At 70.4% G+C, this 15,270-nt stretch carries 16 protein-coding genes; 5 read left to right on the forward strand and 11 right to left on the reverse strand.

Features of this window, described 5'->3' with window-relative positions:
• Positions 1 to 25: 25 nt before the first annotated feature.
• Positions 26 to 1,873, reverse strand: a complete 1,848-nt coding sequence (locus GGD89_RS01600) for an adenylate/guanylate cyclase domain-containing protein (RefSeq protein ID WP_184042357.1) — start codon at positions 1,871 to 1,873, stop codon at positions 26 to 28.
• Positions 1,874 to 2,118: 245 nt separating this feature from the next.
• Here GGD89_RS01600 and GGD89_RS01605 point away from each other — a divergent pair, with 245 nt between their 5' ends.
• Positions 2,119 to 2,919: an MBL fold metallo-hydrolase gene (locus GGD89_RS01605; protein ID WP_184042358.1), complete on the forward strand. Its 801-nt coding sequence runs from the start codon at positions 2,119 to 2,121 to the stop codon at positions 2,917 to 2,919.
• Here GGD89_RS01605 and GGD89_RS01610 read toward each other — a convergent pair.
• The gene (locus tag GGD89_RS01610; RefSeq protein ID WP_184042359.1) at positions 2,862 to 4,289 is read right to left on the reverse strand and encodes an adenylate/guanylate cyclase domain-containing protein; all 1,428 of its coding nucleotides are present in this window, start codon (positions 4,287 to 4,289) and stop codon (positions 2,862 to 2,864) included. The genes GGD89_RS01605 and GGD89_RS01610 overlap by 58 nt on opposite strands.
• Before the next feature lie 246 nt (positions 4,290 to 4,535).
• Here GGD89_RS01610 and GGD89_RS01615 point away from each other — a divergent pair, with 246 nt between their 5' ends.
• Entirely contained in the window at positions 4,536 to 5,909 is a 1,374-nt protein-coding gene (locus tag GGD89_RS01615; RefSeq protein WP_184042360.1) for a hypothetical protein, read from the forward strand.
• Between the two features lie 71 nt (positions 5,910 to 5,980).
• Here GGD89_RS01615 and GGD89_RS01620 read toward each other — a convergent pair whose 3' ends face one another.
• Positions 5,981 to 6,646: a Crp/Fnr family transcriptional regulator gene (locus GGD89_RS01620; protein WP_343058496.1), complete on the reverse strand. Its 666-nt coding sequence runs from the start codon at positions 6,644 to 6,646 to the stop codon at positions 5,981 to 5,983.
• A gap of 408 nt (positions 6,647 to 7,054) precedes the next feature.
• Here GGD89_RS01620 and GGD89_RS01625 point away from each other — a divergent pair, with 408 nt between their 5' ends.
• Positions 7,055 to 7,531 carry an NUDIX hydrolase gene (locus GGD89_RS01625; protein ID WP_184042362.1) on the forward strand — a complete coding sequence of 159 codons (477 nt, stop codon included), beginning with the start codon at positions 7,055 to 7,057 and terminating at the stop codon, positions 7,529 to 7,531.
• A 57-nt stretch (positions 7,532 to 7,588) separates the two neighbouring features.
• On the opposite strand, the gene GGD89_RS01630 is transcribed toward GGD89_RS01625, so the two are convergent.
• From GGD89_RS01630 to xth, 7 genes are all read right to left on the reverse strand, one after another.
• Positions 7,589 to 8,236 carry a protein-L-isoaspartate(D-aspartate) O-methyltransferase gene (locus GGD89_RS01630; protein WP_184042363.1) on the reverse strand — a complete coding sequence of 216 codons (648 nt, stop codon included), beginning with the start codon at positions 8,234 to 8,236 and terminating at the stop codon, positions 7,589 to 7,591.
• Positions 8,233 to 9,024: a 5'/3'-nucleotidase SurE gene (gene surE / locus GGD89_RS01635; RefSeq protein ID WP_184042364.1), complete on the reverse strand. Its 792-nt coding sequence runs from the start codon at positions 9,022 to 9,024 to the stop codon at positions 8,233 to 8,235. Before surE ends, GGD89_RS01630 begins: the two co-directional genes overlap by 4 nt.
• Entirely contained in the window at positions 9,017 to 10,309 is a 1,293-nt protein-coding gene (gene serS / locus GGD89_RS01640; RefSeq protein WP_184042365.1) for a serine--tRNA ligase, read from the reverse strand. Before serS ends, surE begins: the two co-directional genes overlap by 8 nt.
• A gap of 148 nt (positions 10,310 to 10,457) precedes the next feature.
• Entirely contained in the window at positions 10,458 to 11,501 is a 1,044-nt protein-coding gene (gene tatC, locus GGD89_RS01645; protein ID WP_343058498.1) for a twin-arginine translocase subunit TatC, read from the reverse strand.
• Positions 11,502 to 11,504: 3 nt separating this feature from the next.
• Complete coding sequence (gene tatB / locus GGD89_RS01650; protein WP_184042366.1) at positions 11,505 to 11,957, reverse strand: Sec-independent protein translocase protein TatB; 453 nt, start codon at positions 11,955 to 11,957, stop codon at positions 11,505 to 11,507.
• 169 nt (positions 11,958 to 12,126) lie between these two features.
• Entirely contained in the window at positions 12,127 to 12,360 is a 234-nt protein-coding gene (locus GGD89_RS01655) for a twin-arginine translocase TatA/TatE family subunit (protein ID WP_184042367.1), read from the reverse strand.
• 151 nt (positions 12,361 to 12,511) lie between these two features.
• Complete coding sequence (xth, locus tag GGD89_RS01660) at positions 12,512 to 13,306, reverse strand: exodeoxyribonuclease III (protein ID WP_184042368.1); 795 nt, start codon at positions 13,304 to 13,306, stop codon at positions 12,512 to 12,514.
• A 168-nt stretch (positions 13,307 to 13,474) separates the two neighbouring features.
• Here xth and GGD89_RS01665 point away from each other — a divergent pair, with 168 nt between their 5' ends.
• Positions 13,475 to 14,206: a hypothetical protein gene (locus GGD89_RS01665; protein WP_184042369.1), complete on the forward strand. Its 732-nt coding sequence runs from the start codon at positions 13,475 to 13,477 to the stop codon at positions 14,204 to 14,206.
• Between the two features lie 91 nt (positions 14,207 to 14,297).
• On the opposite strand, the gene GGD89_RS01670 is transcribed toward GGD89_RS01665, so the two are convergent.
• Positions 14,298 to 14,729 carry a metallopeptidase family protein gene (locus GGD89_RS01670; RefSeq protein ID WP_184042370.1) on the reverse strand — a complete coding sequence of 144 codons (432 nt, stop codon included), beginning with the start codon at positions 14,727 to 14,729 and terminating at the stop codon, positions 14,298 to 14,300.
• A 176-nt stretch (positions 14,730 to 14,905) separates the two neighbouring features.
• Between GGD89_RS01670 and GGD89_RS01675 the strand changes: the two genes are divergently transcribed.
• On the forward strand, positions 14,906 to 15,199 hold the full coding sequence (locus tag GGD89_RS01675) for a 4a-hydroxytetrahydrobiopterin dehydratase (protein WP_184042371.1): 294 nt from the start codon (positions 14,906 to 14,908) through the stop codon (positions 15,197 to 15,199).
• Positions 15,200 to 15,270 lie beyond the last annotated feature (71 nt).

Below are 15,270 nucleotides of genomic sequence, written 5' to 3' on the forward strand. Positions count from 1 at the left end.
GTCCGCGCCGACGGCCGGGCCGATTTCACGGGCGGCCTGTCTCCTCCGTCCGGGCGTCGGGCGGTGTGTCATCGGCGGGCGTGAACACGCGTGCATCGACACCCTGGCCCCGGACCGGCAGCTTGCCCAGCGACATGTAGGGAAGGGACGGGGCCAGGGCGGCCGTGCGGTCGGACAGCAGGATGCGGGTGCCGGTGGTCTTGTTCAGGGACTCCAGGCGGGCGGCCAGGTTCACGGCGTCGCCGTGCACGGTGTAGGTCAACCGCCCCTCGGCGCCGACCGCGCCGGCCACCGCCGGGCCGGTGCCGATGCCGATGCGGCACCGCAGGTCGTGACCGGCGATGGGGCCCTGGTCCAGCCGCCGCTGCATGGCCAGGGCGGCCAGCACCGCCGCCGTGGCGTGGTCGGGATGCGGTTCCGGCAGGTTGAACACCACCAGCATGCCGTCGCCCTGGAACTGGGTGACCATGCCGCCGTGGTGCTCCAGGATCGCCACCATGGCCGAGAAGAAGGCGTTCAGGACCCGCACCACGTGGTCCGGGCCGAGGGCATGGGTCAGCGACGAAAACCCGGCCAGATCGGCGAACAGCACGGTGGCCTCGGCGTGGTCGACGGGCATCGGGTCGCCCTGGGCCAGCAGGCGGCGGGCCACCTCCTCGGGGACGTACTTGCCGAACAGGTCGCGGATGCGTTCGCGCTCGCGCAGGCCCGCCAGCATGCCCCGCCAGGCGACCCGGCCGTCGCGGAACTCGCGGATTAGGGTCGGCGTATTCGGCGGATCCTGGCTCAGGTCGCCGGCGGCCACCGCGCGGGCCAGTGCCGAGAACCGCGTGATCGGCCGACCGATCCAGCCGCCCAGCAGCAGCGCGGCCACCACCGCCAGGACCAGCACCACCAGACCGGTGAAGATGGCCCGCCACTGCTGGACGTAGGCGAAGGCGCCTTCCTCGACCGTGAAATGGGTGCCCATCAACAGGGGCGCCGGGGTGAAGTCCGTGACCTCGCGCAGGGTGTGGATGACCTCCTCGTCGGGCAGCCGCACCCCCCGGACCCACCCGGGTTGCAGATCGACCGGGTTGCGCAGGTCCATTTCCTCGCCGCTCCACAGCGTCGCCAGGTGCAGGTCGGGAAACGAGGTGACGTCGAGCAAGGGTTGCGCGGCGTTCGCGGCGTCGTCGGTCCGCAGGGTGTCGCCGTCAAGCAGCGGATGCGCGAGGACCGCCGTCCGGTCGTACAGCACATAGGGCGTCAGCATGTCGGTGGTCAGCGACGCCGGCAGCGCCTCGGTGATCGGGCCCAGGCCGATCATGGCGATCAGCGTGCCCACGGGCGCGCCGTCGCGGACCAGGGGCGCGCGCACGTTGAAGGCGGCATGACCGCCGTTGCCGCGCCAGAGCGGCTTGCCCCAGACCGGGTCCGTCTCGCCGGCCCGGGCGCGCGCCGCCAGGGCCTCCAGCATCGAGACCACGTTGGGACGCTCGCTCCAGTCCTCCGTCACCGGATCGCTGTCGCGGCCGTACCGGCGCGCCCGGTTGTCGGGCGTCACCACCGCGACCACCTCCAGACGCGGGGTGCCCGCCAGGATGCCGCGAACATAGCCGTCCAGGGCCGCCGGGTTCGTCGGGTCCAGGCCGCCATTGTGCACCACGGCCTGGGCGTTGCGGACCACGGTTTCCATGGGGCGGAGCTGCCCTTGCAACCAGCCTTCCAGGGCGTGCATGACGGCGACGGTCCGCTGCTCCATCAGGTCGTCGGCCGCCGAGCCGCTTGACCAGAAGTTGAAGCCGACCACCGTGCCCGTGGACAGGGCCACGAGGCCGGAAAAACCGAGCGCCAGAATAACGCGCAAGGACACGCTGAAACGACGGAGCATGGAAACCAGGACCTGTGTACGGCAAACGTATGGCCCCCGTCCGGGGTCCGACCGGGTCGCCGACGGCGGCCCCCCGCCAACATAGCAGGTGTTCAGGACGGCGAAAGCTTCGTATTCTAACGGTCCGGGATCCGGTTGTGGTGGCCGGAGGCCGACGTGACTCCAGACCAGGAGCCAAAGGGGAATGCCCGAGGGTCGGCGGGACCGGGGACGGGCGCGCGAAGCGAGGCAGGATCACCCGCGTCATGCGATTTTACTTCCTCGGAACCGGGTCGGCCTTCACGCTGACCGAAGACAATTTCCAGAGTAACGCCATCCTTGAGACGGAGGACGGCGGACGTTTGCTGATCGACTGTGGCACCGACGCGCGCCATGCCCTGAAGGCGGCCGGGTTGTGTCAGCGTGATCTTTCTGCTGTATACATCAGCCACTTGCACGGCGACCATGTGGGCGGTCTGGAATGGCTGGGGTTCACCACCTATTTCAATCCGGATCTCGACCGGCCGATTCTGTATATCCAGGCTGACCTGGCCGGACCGCTGTGGCGGGAGTCCCTGAAGGCCGGCATGGAGGTGCTGGACTACGGCCATGGCACCCTGGACGACTTCTTCGATGTGCGGCCGCTGCCGGCCACGGGATCGTTCCTGTTCGGCGGGGTCCGCCTGGGTCTGGTGCCGCTGACCCACATCGCCTCGGGCGAGGCCGTCATGCGCTCCTACGGGCTCATGATCCATGCCCCCGGGGGACCGGTGCTGTTCACCTCGGACTGCCTGTATCAGCCCGATGTGCTGATGCCCTATTACCGGGCCGCGCGGCTGATCTTCCACGATTGCGACACAGGGTGCCGACGTGGTGGCGCCCATTGCCACTACAGCGACCTTGTGGGCCTGCCCGCCGACGTGAAGCGCAAGACGTGGCTGTATCACGCGGCCGACGGACCGCGCCCCGATGCCGCCGCCGACGGCTTCCTCGGCTTCGCGCAACCGCGTCAGGTGTTCGACCTGGGTGCCGAGAGGCCCGGCGTGGCCGGCGGTCTGTCGGGCTGAGGGAGCATCGGCGTCCCCGGTATGTCCGGCGGCGCCGTCGCCAGCGTATGAACCTGGGTCGGCGCCTGCCGCCCGCGCACGGTGACCGCGCCCACCGGCGGCGCCTGGTCCGGCGTCAGGCCGGCGGCCGTGGCGGTGGCCTCGGACATCAGCACGTAGGTCCCGTGGCTCTTGTTGAGCTGCTCCAGGCGCGCGGCCAGATTCACCTCGTCGCCGTGGGCGGTGAAGATCAGCCGGTTCGGGGACCCGACCGCGCCCAGGATCACCTGGCCGGTGTTCAGGCCGCAGCGGGTGCGCAGGCGGTGACCCGCGGGGCCGAAGGGGCGATCGTTCAGCGTGGCCACGATATCCCGTGCCGTGGCCACGGCGCGCATGGCGTGGTCGGGGCAGGTCCGGCTGCTGTAGGTGATCAGCAGGGCATCGCCGACGAACTGGACGATGGCGCCGCCATGCCCCTCGGCAAGGGTGTTCACGGCATCGAAATAGGCGTTGAGAATGCTCATCAGCGTGGCGGGATCCACCTGCTCGCTCAGGGTCGCGAAGCCCTCGATGTCGGTGAACAGGACGGTCGCCGGACCGACCTCGCCGTCGCCCGGCTTCAGGCCCTGGCCCGACTGGGTGATTCGCCGGGCGACGTCGGGGGCGACGAACCGCGACAGGTCGCGGGCAGTCAGGCCGTCCACCACCGCCCGCTCCAGCAGCCGCCGGCCGCGCACCAGGGCAATGGCCAGGATGGCGGTGACGGTGAGGATGGAGACGATCTTGTCCACCTCCGCGCCGACCAGCACCGTGTTGGAGGTCATGTAGGCCACGTAGTCGCGGGTGATCATGGGATCGCCGCGCTGCAATTCGGTGATCAGCGCGTACGCCAGAAGGACGGTCCAGCCCAGGGCCGCCGTCGCGCCCGCCGCCACCACGTAGGCGGTCTGGTAGCGCAGCGCCCGCAAGGCTATGAAGATGAACACATACAGAAGGGTTGGGGCCTTCAGGTAGAACGGTGCCGCCTGTTCGTACTGAAGGTGGAAGCTCCAGATCAGCATCATGAGCAGGCCCATGTCGACGATCACCGACAGGCCCAGCAACACCGGTCCCAGCCGCCCCAGGTAGGCGAGCCACAGCCGTAGCACGGTGAACACCAGGTATCCGCTCAGGGCATAGGGCACCGGCATGAAGTCGGTGTTCATGCCGGTCTTGGGCGCGACCAGATACAGCGTGCCGAACAGCACGACCACGCCCAACTGGACCCAGCCGATGAGGATTTCGCTGTCACGCTGCTGGGCGTCGATGGTGGCGCGCACGCGTTCGGGCAGGCGTTCGGCGGCGCGGCGGCCGAGGATGGCGTCGCCGAAACGGCGTCGGGGCTGGGTCATGGGGAGCCTCCCTGCGGCGGGCCATGGCGGCGTGCGGGCCGCGCCGGGCGCGGGCTTGCCCATGGCGTGGCCAGGGGAAAATGCGGTAATCATGGTGCCGCCATCCGCCCTGGCAGTATGCAATCGAAACGATGGCCAAACAAAGAGGTCCGCGCGTCCGTGTCGTGGAACCCGGATGGCGGCCTGTCGTGGCGGGACCGTGATCCGGTCCCGCCCTCCTGACCGATCCCGCTTCGGAGTGCCGCCGTGACCACGCCCGACCCGCTGTCGCCGCCCGATCCGTCCGCCGCCGTCGAGGACCCGCCGCCGGCCCTGGGCCGTGGGGTGGCGATCATCCTGGCCGTGGTGGGGGCGGTGGGCCTGCTGGTGCTGGTGGACCTTCTGGGGATGGTGGTGGCCGGGCACGCGGGCGCCTTCGGGGGGGGCGGGCTGCTGGGAATGCTGCCGCCGCCGGTGGGATCCTGGCTGGCGCCGCCGCCGATGCTGCTGGTGGCGCCCGAGGGCCATGCGGCCCTGGCCGCGCTGGCGGTGCTGGTGGCCGCCTGCGGGCATGGCGTCGCCCGGGGGGACGCGGCGCGGATGGCCGGTGCCCTGGATCTGGTGGCGGTGCTGGCGGTGGGGGTCATCTGGGCTCCCGTGGTCGGGGCCGTGGTCGCGGGCCAGGGCGCGTTCCTGGCCCTGGCCGGCTGGATCAATCGCGGACGCGGCCCGGGCGGCGGCGCGATGGTGCCCGGGGTGACCCAGGCGGCGCGCCTGCTGGGCGTGTGCGCGGCCGTGCTGCTGGTCGACACCACGCCACCCGCGCTGATGGTCGCGCTGGTGGTGGCGGGACTGGCGCCATGGGCGTTGGCGCGGCTGCTGTTCGGGCGGGACGCCGCGCCGCCGGTGCGCGCGCGACGGCGGTCGGCGTCGACCCCGGATGCCCCCTCGGGAGAACCGGACGACAGGCCGACCGCTCCGGATCCGGAGGAGGCCGCGACGGTGGACGGGCTGGTCGACCCGGTCGCCGATGACGACCGGCTGCTCGACCCCGTCGGTGACGCCGGCGCCGAGGTCGGCGACGAGGTCGGCGACGAGGGGGCCGATCGGATGGTCGATCCGGACGCCGACCGGCTGCCGCCGCGTGTGGTCCCGATGGCGCCGGTCACCGGACCTTTCGGCGCCGATGCCGTCGCCGAGACGGCCGATCTGGTCCCCGCGACCGATCTGCCCGAGGCGGCCCGGGTTGCGCTGAACGCCGGGGGCGGTGCCATCCTGGCGGTGATCCGGGTGGACGGCCTGGCCGGCATCGCCGAACACCTGGGTGTCACGGGCGGCGGCGTCCTCTTCACCCAGACCAGCGGACGGCTGGCCGGCGCGCTGCCGGCGGGCGCCCTGTTGGCCTGGATGGGCGACGAGACCTTCGCGGCGCTGGTGCCGGTCGCTGGTGGGACGGCATCGGGGGACATGGATTCGGTGCTGGGGTCGCTGGGCGGGGGCCTGGCGGCGCCGTTCGCGGCCGACTTGGTGGTCGAGGGGCGCGCCATTTCCATGGAAGACGCCATCCATGTGGAGGTCACAGCCCTCCAGGTCGAGATGCTGCCGGATCTCGCCCAATGGGCGGCGACTCCCAGGGCGTGATGTCCACGAGAGCAAGGCCCGGAGGATCGAGTCCCGCACGGTGGGTGGGGGGCCGGGCGGGACGGACGGGCCTACCCCATCACCTCCTGAACGATCATCTCCAGGCGCGCCACGTCGTTGACCACCAGCACGTCCCGTTCGCGCGTGACCAGTCCCTGGCGCGCCAGGTCGTTGAGCACCCGCGCCACGGTCTCGCGGGAGGTGGAGACCCGACTGGCCATGTCGGCGTGCGGGGGGATGGGCGTGATGACAGCGCGTCCGGCGGAATCGACCCCGGCCGTCATCGCCTGCCGCAGCAGGTCGGCCTGCACCCGGTTGTTGGCGCCGAGGGTGGACAGTTCAACGATGCGATCGGTGGCGGCGCGGATCACGGCGGCCAGCCGGCGCATGACCACCAGGGCCAGGGGCGGATACTGGCCGAGCACGCGCAGGAAATGCCCGGCGGACAGCGACGCGATCCAGCATGGCGTGACCGCGAGCACGCTGGCCGAACGGGGCGCGCCATCGAACGCGGCCAGTTCGCCGAAGTATCCCCCGGCCTCGACATCGTCCAGGGCGACCGCGCGGCCCGACGCCGTGTAGATCATGATGCGGGCCGTGCCCTCGACCACGAAATGGACGTCTTGGCTGTCGCCTTCACGGTCGATGATCTGTTCACCGGCGCCATGGCGCTTCCAGGCGCACAGGCGGGTGAGGTCGGCTCGTGTCGAGTCGTCCAGGGTCTCGAACAGCGGCACGCGTCCGAGGCCGGGCGGATGCGGGGAAAGCGCGGGGGGGGGCGGTGATCGCGTCATGACCAGACAGGGGACCTCCCCGGGACGCCGCCGGGACGGCGCGCGGTTCAGACAGGAACGACGCGGCGCCCCGTGTCGCGGGTGGTCCGGGTCGCGGGTGGTCCGGCGGCGGCCCTGACCTCCGTTCGGCGAGGCGCGGTGTCCCCCGATGATGGCGTTGAAGCGGGGGCGATGGCAATACGCCTCGACGGACGGGCCACGAACTTCAACGGTCATGGTCCATGACCGCTGGTTCCCCGTCCCTGGTAGACTCGGGGCCCACCGGACACCGTCCGTGCGGGGTCCGGTCCGCGCCCATGGCACGGCCCGTGATCCCGGAGTTCCGAGAAGACCTCTTGCCTGGATGCCGCGATGTCGACCATAGCCAAGCCAAGCCCCCCCGGGGATCCGTCGCCCCGACCCGTCGCCGCGACCATCGCCGCGGTGTTTCACGAGGGCCGGATCCTCCTGGTGCGCCGCGCCAATCCGCCGGACATGGGGCGCTGGGGCTTTCCCGGCGGCAAGATCGACTTTGGCGAGACGATCGAAAGCGCCGCCGTGCGCGAACTGTTCGAGGAGACCGGGGTGCGCGCCCGCGCCGGGCGGGTGTTCACGGCCGTCGATGTCTTCGACCGGGACGAGGGCGGTTGCCTCCGCCGGCACTTCCTGCTGATCGCGGTTCTGTGCCACTGGGTGTCGGGGACACCGGTCGCCGGCGACGACGCGCTGGAGGCGCGATGGTTTCGCCTGGACGACCTGGACGAGGCCGGCCTCGCGCTCAGCCTGGATGTCGCCAAGGTCGCCCGCCTGGCGGCATCCGCCGGGCACGGAGCGAACGCGATGTCATGACGGGCGGGGGCTGGTCCCTCGCCGGACCCGATCCGATCCGGCGCCCGGGGGGGCCGGCTAGAACGTGCCGCCGTCGCCGGGCAAGCCGGCCAGCAGCGGCACGAAGCGCACCGCCAGCAGGCGCTCGGTCTTCAGGCGGTGGCCGGTGCGGGTCAGGCGCATGATCCACTGCTGGCCCTCGTCGCCCACCGGCATCACCATCACCCCGCCGTCGTCCAGTTGATCGGTGAGCCCCTCCGGCACCTGGCGGGCCGCCGCCGTGACCATGATGCGGGCGAAGGGCGCCTGCTCCGGCCAGCCCTTCATGCCGTCGGTGTGGCGGGTGACGACGTTGGTCAGGCCCAGGGCGGCGAAGCGCGCCTCGGCCTGGGACAGCAGGGGGGCATGCCGCTCCACCGTGTACACCCGGCGCGCCAGCCGCGACAGAACGGCCGCCTGATAGCCGGAGCCCGTGCCCACCTCCAGCACCTTCTCGCGGCCCGCGAGGGTCAGGTACTGGCTCATCAGACCGACGATCAGCGGCTGGCTGATGGTCTGGCCGCAATCGATGGGCAGGGCGCGGTTGTCGTAGGCGTGCTCCAGAAATGGGTCGGAGACGAAGACGTCCCGGGGCACGGTCTCCAAGGCCTTCAGCACCCGGGTATCGGTCACCCCGGCCAGCCGCAACTCCATGAGGAGGCGGATCTTCTGGTTCTGCGGGTTCAAAACACGCGGGCCATGGAGGCCATGGTCCCCTGGTCGGTCAGGTCGATGCACAGCGGCGTGACCGCGATGTAGCCCTCGGCGACGGCGTGCAGATCGGTGTCGGCGCCGTTGAAGGCGCGCACCTGCTCCACGCCGATCCACACATAGGGACGGCCGCGCGGGTCCACCCGCTCCACCAGGTTCTCCGAGAAGCGGCTGGAGCCGACCCGCTTGCCCTGGCGGGCCAGGCGCACCCCCTTGACCTGCTCCGGCGGGCGGTCCGGCAGGTTGACGTTGATCAGTACGTCCCGGGTCCAGGGCGCGGCGCAGGCGCGACGGATGACGTCCCCGGCCAGGCGTTCGCCGGTCGCCCAGGGGATGGCGTCGCCGTCGGCGAACTGCTGGGACAGGGCGATGGAGCGGACGCCCAGCAAGGTTCCCTCCATGGCCACGGCGACCGTGCCGGAGTAGGTGACGTCCTCGCCGATGTTGCCGCCGCGATTGATGCCCGACAGCACCAGGTCCGGCCCCCGGTCGGCCATGAACCGCTTGACGGCCAGCAGCACGCAGTCGGTGGGCGTGCCGCGCACGGCGAAACGCCGCTCGCCCCGGGCGGTGTAGCGGATGGGGTCGTGCAAGGTGAGGGAGTGGCCGGCGCCGCTCTGTTCGGTTTCCGGGGCCACCACCCAGACGTCGTCGGACAGCGACCGGGCGACGCGTTCCAGCACGGCAAGGCCGGGGGCATCTAGGCCGTCGTCGTTGGACACCAGGATGCGAGCCGTCGACAGGTCGGGGATGGGATCAAACATCGGGAGTCAGGACCTCCTGTCCGCCCATGTAGGGGCGCAGCGCCTCGGGGACGGTGACCGAGCCGTCGGCATTCTGATAGGTCTCCAGAACCGCCACCAGGGTGCGGCCGACCGCCAGACCCGATCCGTTGAGGGTGGCCACGGGCCGGGTTCCCTTGCCGCCGGCGCCCGTGGCGGCCTCGGCGGGCCGGAAGCGGGCGTCCATGCGCCGCGCCTGGAAGCTGCCCACGTTGGAGCAGGATGAAATCTCGCGGTAGCGGCCGGCGCCGGGCAACCAGACCTCGATATCGTGGGTGCGCCGGGAGGCAAAGCCCATGTCGCCAGTGCACAGCACCACGGTGCGGAAGGGCAGGCCGAGGCGCTTGAGAACCTCCTCGGCGCAGGCGGTCTTGCGGTCCAGTTCGGCCTCGGCCTGATCCGGGTGCACGATGCTGACCAGTTCCACCTTCTCGAACTGGTGCATGCGGATCATGCCGCGCGTGTCCTTGCCGGCGGCGCCGGCCTCCGAACGAAAACACTGGGTGAAGGCGGTGAAGCGCAGCGGCAGGTCGGCCTCGTCCAGGATCTGGCCGGCCACCAGGTTGGTGAGCGTCACCTCGGCGGTGGGGATCAGCCAGTACCCCCCCTCCACCTTGAACAGGTCCTCGGCGAACTTGGGCAGGTTGGCCGTGCCGTAGAGGGGGGTGTCGCGCACCAGGGCGGGCGTGTTGACCTCCTGGTAGCCATGCTCGGTGGTGTGCAGGTCCAGCATGAACTGGGCCAGGGCGCGTTCCAGGCGCGCCATGGAGCCGCGCAGGATGACGAAGCGCGCGCCCGACTGGCGGGCGGCGGTCTCGAAGTCCATGCCCAGGGCCGGGCCGAGTTCGAAATGCTCGCGGGGTGCGACATCGAAGGCGCGCGGCTCGCCCCAGCGGCGGATCTCGACGTTGTGGTCCTCGTCGGGCCCCTCCGGAACGTCGTCCGCCGGCAGATTGGGCGTGGCCATCAGCAGGTCGCGCAGGTCGGTGTCGGCGGCGGCGTTGTCGGCCTCCAGGGCCGCCATGCGGGTCTTGATGCCGGCGACCTCGTCCATCAGCGCCTGGGCGTCGCCGCCCTGCTTCTTGACCGCGCCGATCTGCTTGCTGGCCTCGTTGCGGCGGCGCTGGAGGGTGTTCAATTCGGTCTGCGAGGCGCGGCGGCGCTCGTCCAGGGCCCGGACCTGATCGGACAGGGGCGCCAGGCCCCGGCGGTTCAGGCCCCGGTCGAAGGCGTCGAGGTTGTCGCGGATCCACTTGGCGTCATGCATCGGTTTGGTCCGTTGGGTCGAAACTGGGGTGTCCGTATGGCCGGCCGAGGGCCTGCGCGGCCCTCGTCAAGGGCCGCCGGCCTCTCGTTCTGGACGACAACGGGGGCGGCGCGCCGCCCCCGTTGTGGGGAGACCGCTGGTCTGCCGCTTACCGGCCGCTGTTGAAGTCCGTGTCGGGCGGGCCGTCATCCTCGTCATCCGGATCCTCGTCGTCGGGATCCATGTCGTCATGGTCGGCGGCCGTGTCGGGACGGTGGCGTTTGCCGGCCTCGGCCGCCGCCGCGCCGGACGCCGAGGTGGCGGGCGCGGCCGTGGTGGTCTTGCCGGGGGCGCGGGATCGCCTGGGGCCGTCATCGTCGTCGTCCGGGTCGTCGTCCGGGTCGTCGTCCGGGTCGTCGCCGTCATCCTCCTCGCCCATGCGGCGACGGCGGTTGCGTTCCACCAGCCGGCAGGACCAGATCGAGCCCTCGTACAGCAGGATCAGCGGCAGGGCCAAGCCGATCTGGCTGATCACGTCGGGGGGCGTGACAACGGCGGCCAGCACGAACACGCCGACGATGGCGTACTTGCGCCCGGCGGCCAGGGTGTCGGCGCCCAGGATGCCGACGCGGGCCATCAGGGTCAGGGCCACCGGCATCTGGAAACTGATCCCGAAGGCCAGGATGAGTTTCATCACCAGGCCCAGGTACTCGCCCACCTTGGCTTCCAGTTCGATGGGCAGCACGGTTTCGGCGCCCGTGGTCTGGAAACCCAGCAGGAACCGCCAGGCCAGCGGCATGATCAGGTAGTACACCAGCGCCGCCCCGGTGAGGAACAGCACCGGCGAAGCCAGCAGGAAGGGCAGCAGCGCCTTCTTTTCGTGCTTGTACAGGCCCGGTGCGATGAACAGCCAGATCTGGGTGGCGATCATCGGGAAGGTGATCACGACGGCGCCGAACGCCGCCACCTTCACATAGGTGAAGAACGCCTCGGTCAGCGCGGTGAAGATCATGCGCTGACTGCCGCCGACCTCCATCATGATGCGCGCCAGGGGCATCATCAGGAAGTCGTAGATGGACTGGGCAACCGCGTAGCACAGGAAGAACGCGGCCAGAAACGCCACCACGGAGTAGAGCAGGCGCTGTCGCAGTTCGGTCAGGTGCTCCACCAGCGACATCTTGTTGTCGTCGGGATCATCGCTGTAGGGGGCCACCGCTCAATCCTCGGCCTTTGATTTGGGGTTGGGTGTGCCGGGCGCGTGAGGCCCGGGGGCGTCCGCGGGACCCGTGGGATCGTCCGTGCCGTGGTCGAGCACCGTGCCCCGGCCGCCACCACCCCGGCCGCCGCTCGGGGCGGCGGGTCCGGTCTGGCGGGCGCGCCGGTCGATCTCGTCCAGGTCCCGAGTGACCGAGCCGTCGGGGTCCACCATCTTGTTGAGGGTTCGGCCCAGGTTGCGCCCCCGCACGGTGTTGACGCCGTCGCGCAGGTCGTCCAGGTCCGACTCGCGGATCATGTCGTCCACATGGCCCTGAAACTCGCGCGCCAGACCCCGCAGCCGCCGGGCCCACTGGCCGAGCGTCCGCAGAACCTTGGGCAGGTCCTTGGGGCCGACCACCAGCAAGGCGATCACCCCGACCACCGCCAGTTCGACCCATCCAAGGTCAAGCATCGCCGGGTCCTCCGGGCAGAATCATGCGTCCGCGCGGTCCTGGACGTCCCGGGCGTGACCACGGCACCGCCCGGGTTCGTCCCGCGCAGGGAACGGGGCGGTACGGGGCGGCCCGGCACGCCGGACGCCCGCGACCCGCCGGTTCGCGACCAGGGGCATGGGAAGACGGTCAGCCGTTGGTGGCGCCATCCTTGCGGGTCTCGGTGGTGGACGTGGCGGAGTCGCCCTCGATTTTCTTGGACGCGCCGTCGCCGGCACCGTCATCGTCGTCGGCGAGGCCCTTCTTGAACGCCTTGACGCCCTTGGCCACATCGCCCATGAGCCGGGGAATCTTGCCAGCGCCGAACAGCAGAAGAACGACAATCAGAACAATGACCCAATGCCAGATGCTGAAGGTACCCATCTGTGACCCTCTTGTTGCGTGATCGCGACCGGCACGGACCCGCAAGGGGGCGGGCCGGTTCGAGCGCCGGTACCATGCACCATGTGACGCGTGCGGGAAAGGCCCGCGTTGCGGTCGCGGCGATCGCGCGGACGGCGCGCGCCGCCGGCCGTCAGGCCGCCGTCTGGTCGCGCAACCGCACCCAGGCCGGCGTGTGGTCGGATGCCTTGGGTTCGCCGCGCGGTGTCCGGTCCACCCCGGCATCCTCCAGGCGGTCGGCGGCCAGCGGCGACAACAGAAGGTGGTCGATGCGCAGGCCGTTGTCCTTCTGCCAGGCGCCGCCCTGGTAGTCCCAGAAGGTGAAGACGCCGGGGCGGGGATGGCGTGCCGCCAGCGCGTCCCAGTATCCCAGGTGCAACAGCGCCCGGAAGCGCGCGCGGCTCTCCGGACGGCACAGGGCGTCGTCACGCCAGCCCTCGGGATCGTAGACGTCACCGTCGGTGGGGCAGACGTTGAAGTCGCCGCCCAGCACCACCGCCTCGTCCAGGGCGCGTAGGGCGGTGGCGTGCGCGCCCAGCCGCTCCATCCACGCCAGCTTGTAGGCGAACTTGGGCGAGTCCGACGGGTTGCCGTTGGGCAGGTAGATCGAAGCCACCCGCAGGGTGCCGCCCACCACGGCCTCGATGTAGCGGGCCTGGTCGTCCTCCGCTTCCGCCGCGCCCGGCAGGCCGCGCGAGACGTCTTCCAGGCCGAGACGCGACAGGATGGCCACGCCGTTGTAGCTTTTCTGGCCATGCACGGCACACTGGTAACCCTGGTCCTCGATCTCCATGAGCGGGAACCCCGCGTCGACCGTCTTGGTCTCCTGGAGCAGGACCACGTCCGGACGTGCCCGTGCCAGCCAGGCCAGCACGGCCGGCAGGCGGGCCTTGATGGAATTGACGTTCCAAGTGGCGATGGTCGGCATGGTCGCCCATATGTGGACAGGGGGAAGAGGGTCGTGGCCAGGGCTGGCGCGGAGGCTCATCATCGTCAAGTGGCCGCGCGCTTGCAAGGACCGGGGCACGCGGGATCGGCGGGGCCCGGCCCGGCTCCTGGCGGACGGACAACGCGGGTGGGGCGGGAGGCGAGGACGATGGAGGCTGGTCCGGTACGGCAGGCGGCGGCGCCAGCCCTGAGTCGGTCGCCATCCCGGGCGGTGGTGCCGGGCGCGATGCTGCTGTTGGCCCTGCTGATGGCGGCGGCGACGCCGGCGCATGCCGCCTCCTGTCCCGGCGCGGACCGGGAGGTCGCGCTGACCTTCCGGTCGGTGTTCGACCGGGCGCGCCTGGATCACACCAAGCCGGCGGCGACGATCGACGCGATGTTCACGCGGATGCGCAAGGACGCCTCCATCGCGCGCCGTGGGTCGGCCGTGGGCTTGACCGTGACCCAGTCGGAGTTTCGATTCAGCACGCAGATACAGTACTATAAGCGATCGGACGGACGCTTCTGCGTCTATTTGCGATCGGTGGACGCGCACCTGAACCTCCGCGATACCGTCATCTACGTGGCGCGCGAGTATCCCCGAGGCTCATGCAATTTCGATGTGATCTACGAGCATGAAAAGCAGCACATGCGCATTCACTACCGTGTCCTGAAAGCCTATGCGCCCCGGGTGAAGCGGACCCTGCAAGCCCTCATCCAGCATCTCAATCCGCGCGTGGTGCGGACCCTGGACGAGGCGCGCAACGAACACGCCGAGGTCATCAACAACGGTGTGGCGGACCTGATCGAATCCATGGAAAGCGACCGCATGCGCTTTAATGCCGCCCTGGACACGCCGGAGAACTACGCGCGCGAGCGGGACAAGTGCCCGTCCTGGTGACGGATGACCGTAACGACGATCGTAGCGATGATCGTAGCGATGATCGTAACGACGACCACGTCGGGGAGTGCATGGAACCGCGAGGTCCGCGTCACGGCCGGTCGTCGTCCTCGTCGTCCACCTGGGCCTCGATGGCCTCCATGTCGTCGTCGGAGAGTCCGAAGTGGTGGCCGACCTCGTGAATCAGCACGTGGCGGATCAGGTGGGTGAGGTCCTCGCCCGTCTCGCACCAGTACGCCAGGATCGGCTCCCGGTAGAGAAAGATCATGTCCAGGTCCTGCGGGGCGTGCGCGACGCTCTTCTCGGGCAGGGCCACGCCCCGGTACAGGCCCAGCAGGTCCCAGGGGCTGTCCAGCTCCATCTCGGCGCAGGTCTCGTCGTCGGGGAACGCTTCGACGTGGATCACCACCCCCTCCACATGCCGGCGCAGCGCCGCCGGGATGCTGGCCAGGGCCTCGCGGGCCACGGTCTCGATGTCGGCCGGCGAGGGGGGACGGGTAAAGGGGGAGCGGCGACGGCGCATGGGCGAGGGTCCAAGGGGCGAGGTGGGGGGGGCGAGGTGTGGGGGGCGAAGACCCGGAAGCGGCAGGGCCGCACGGCCAGAGCGCGGGTTGATCGGCCGGCGCCTCCGTCCAATGTTCCGATGACGGACGGCCGCGCGGCTGTCAACACCCGCATCCCCGCTCTCTAGGAGGACCCATGGTTCAGACACTGACGGACACCGAGCGGGCGCACGCGCTGGGCACAGTGCCCCAGTGGGCCCTGGTGAAGGATCGCGACGCCATCCATCGGGTGTTCACCTTCGCCGACTTTTCCGAGGCGTTCGGCTTCATGGCGCGGGTGGCGCTGGTGGCCGAGAAGATGGACCATCATCCGGAGTGGTCCAACGTGTACCACACCGTGGTGGTGACCCTGTCCACGCATGATGCCGGGGGGCTGACGCAACGAGACATTGATCTGGCCGGTGCCATGGATGCCATCGCCGGGGCTTGAGCAGGCGATGGCTCCGGCTCCAACGCGACCGATACCTCGGACAGGCACCGACAGCGGCGGAGAGGTGGACG

The organism is Roseospira visakhapatnamensis, assembly GCF_014197915.1.
In the GTDB taxonomy this organism is placed as follows: domain Bacteria; phylum Pseudomonadota; class Alphaproteobacteria; order Rhodospirillales; family Rhodospirillaceae; genus Rhodospira; species Rhodospira visakhapatnamensis.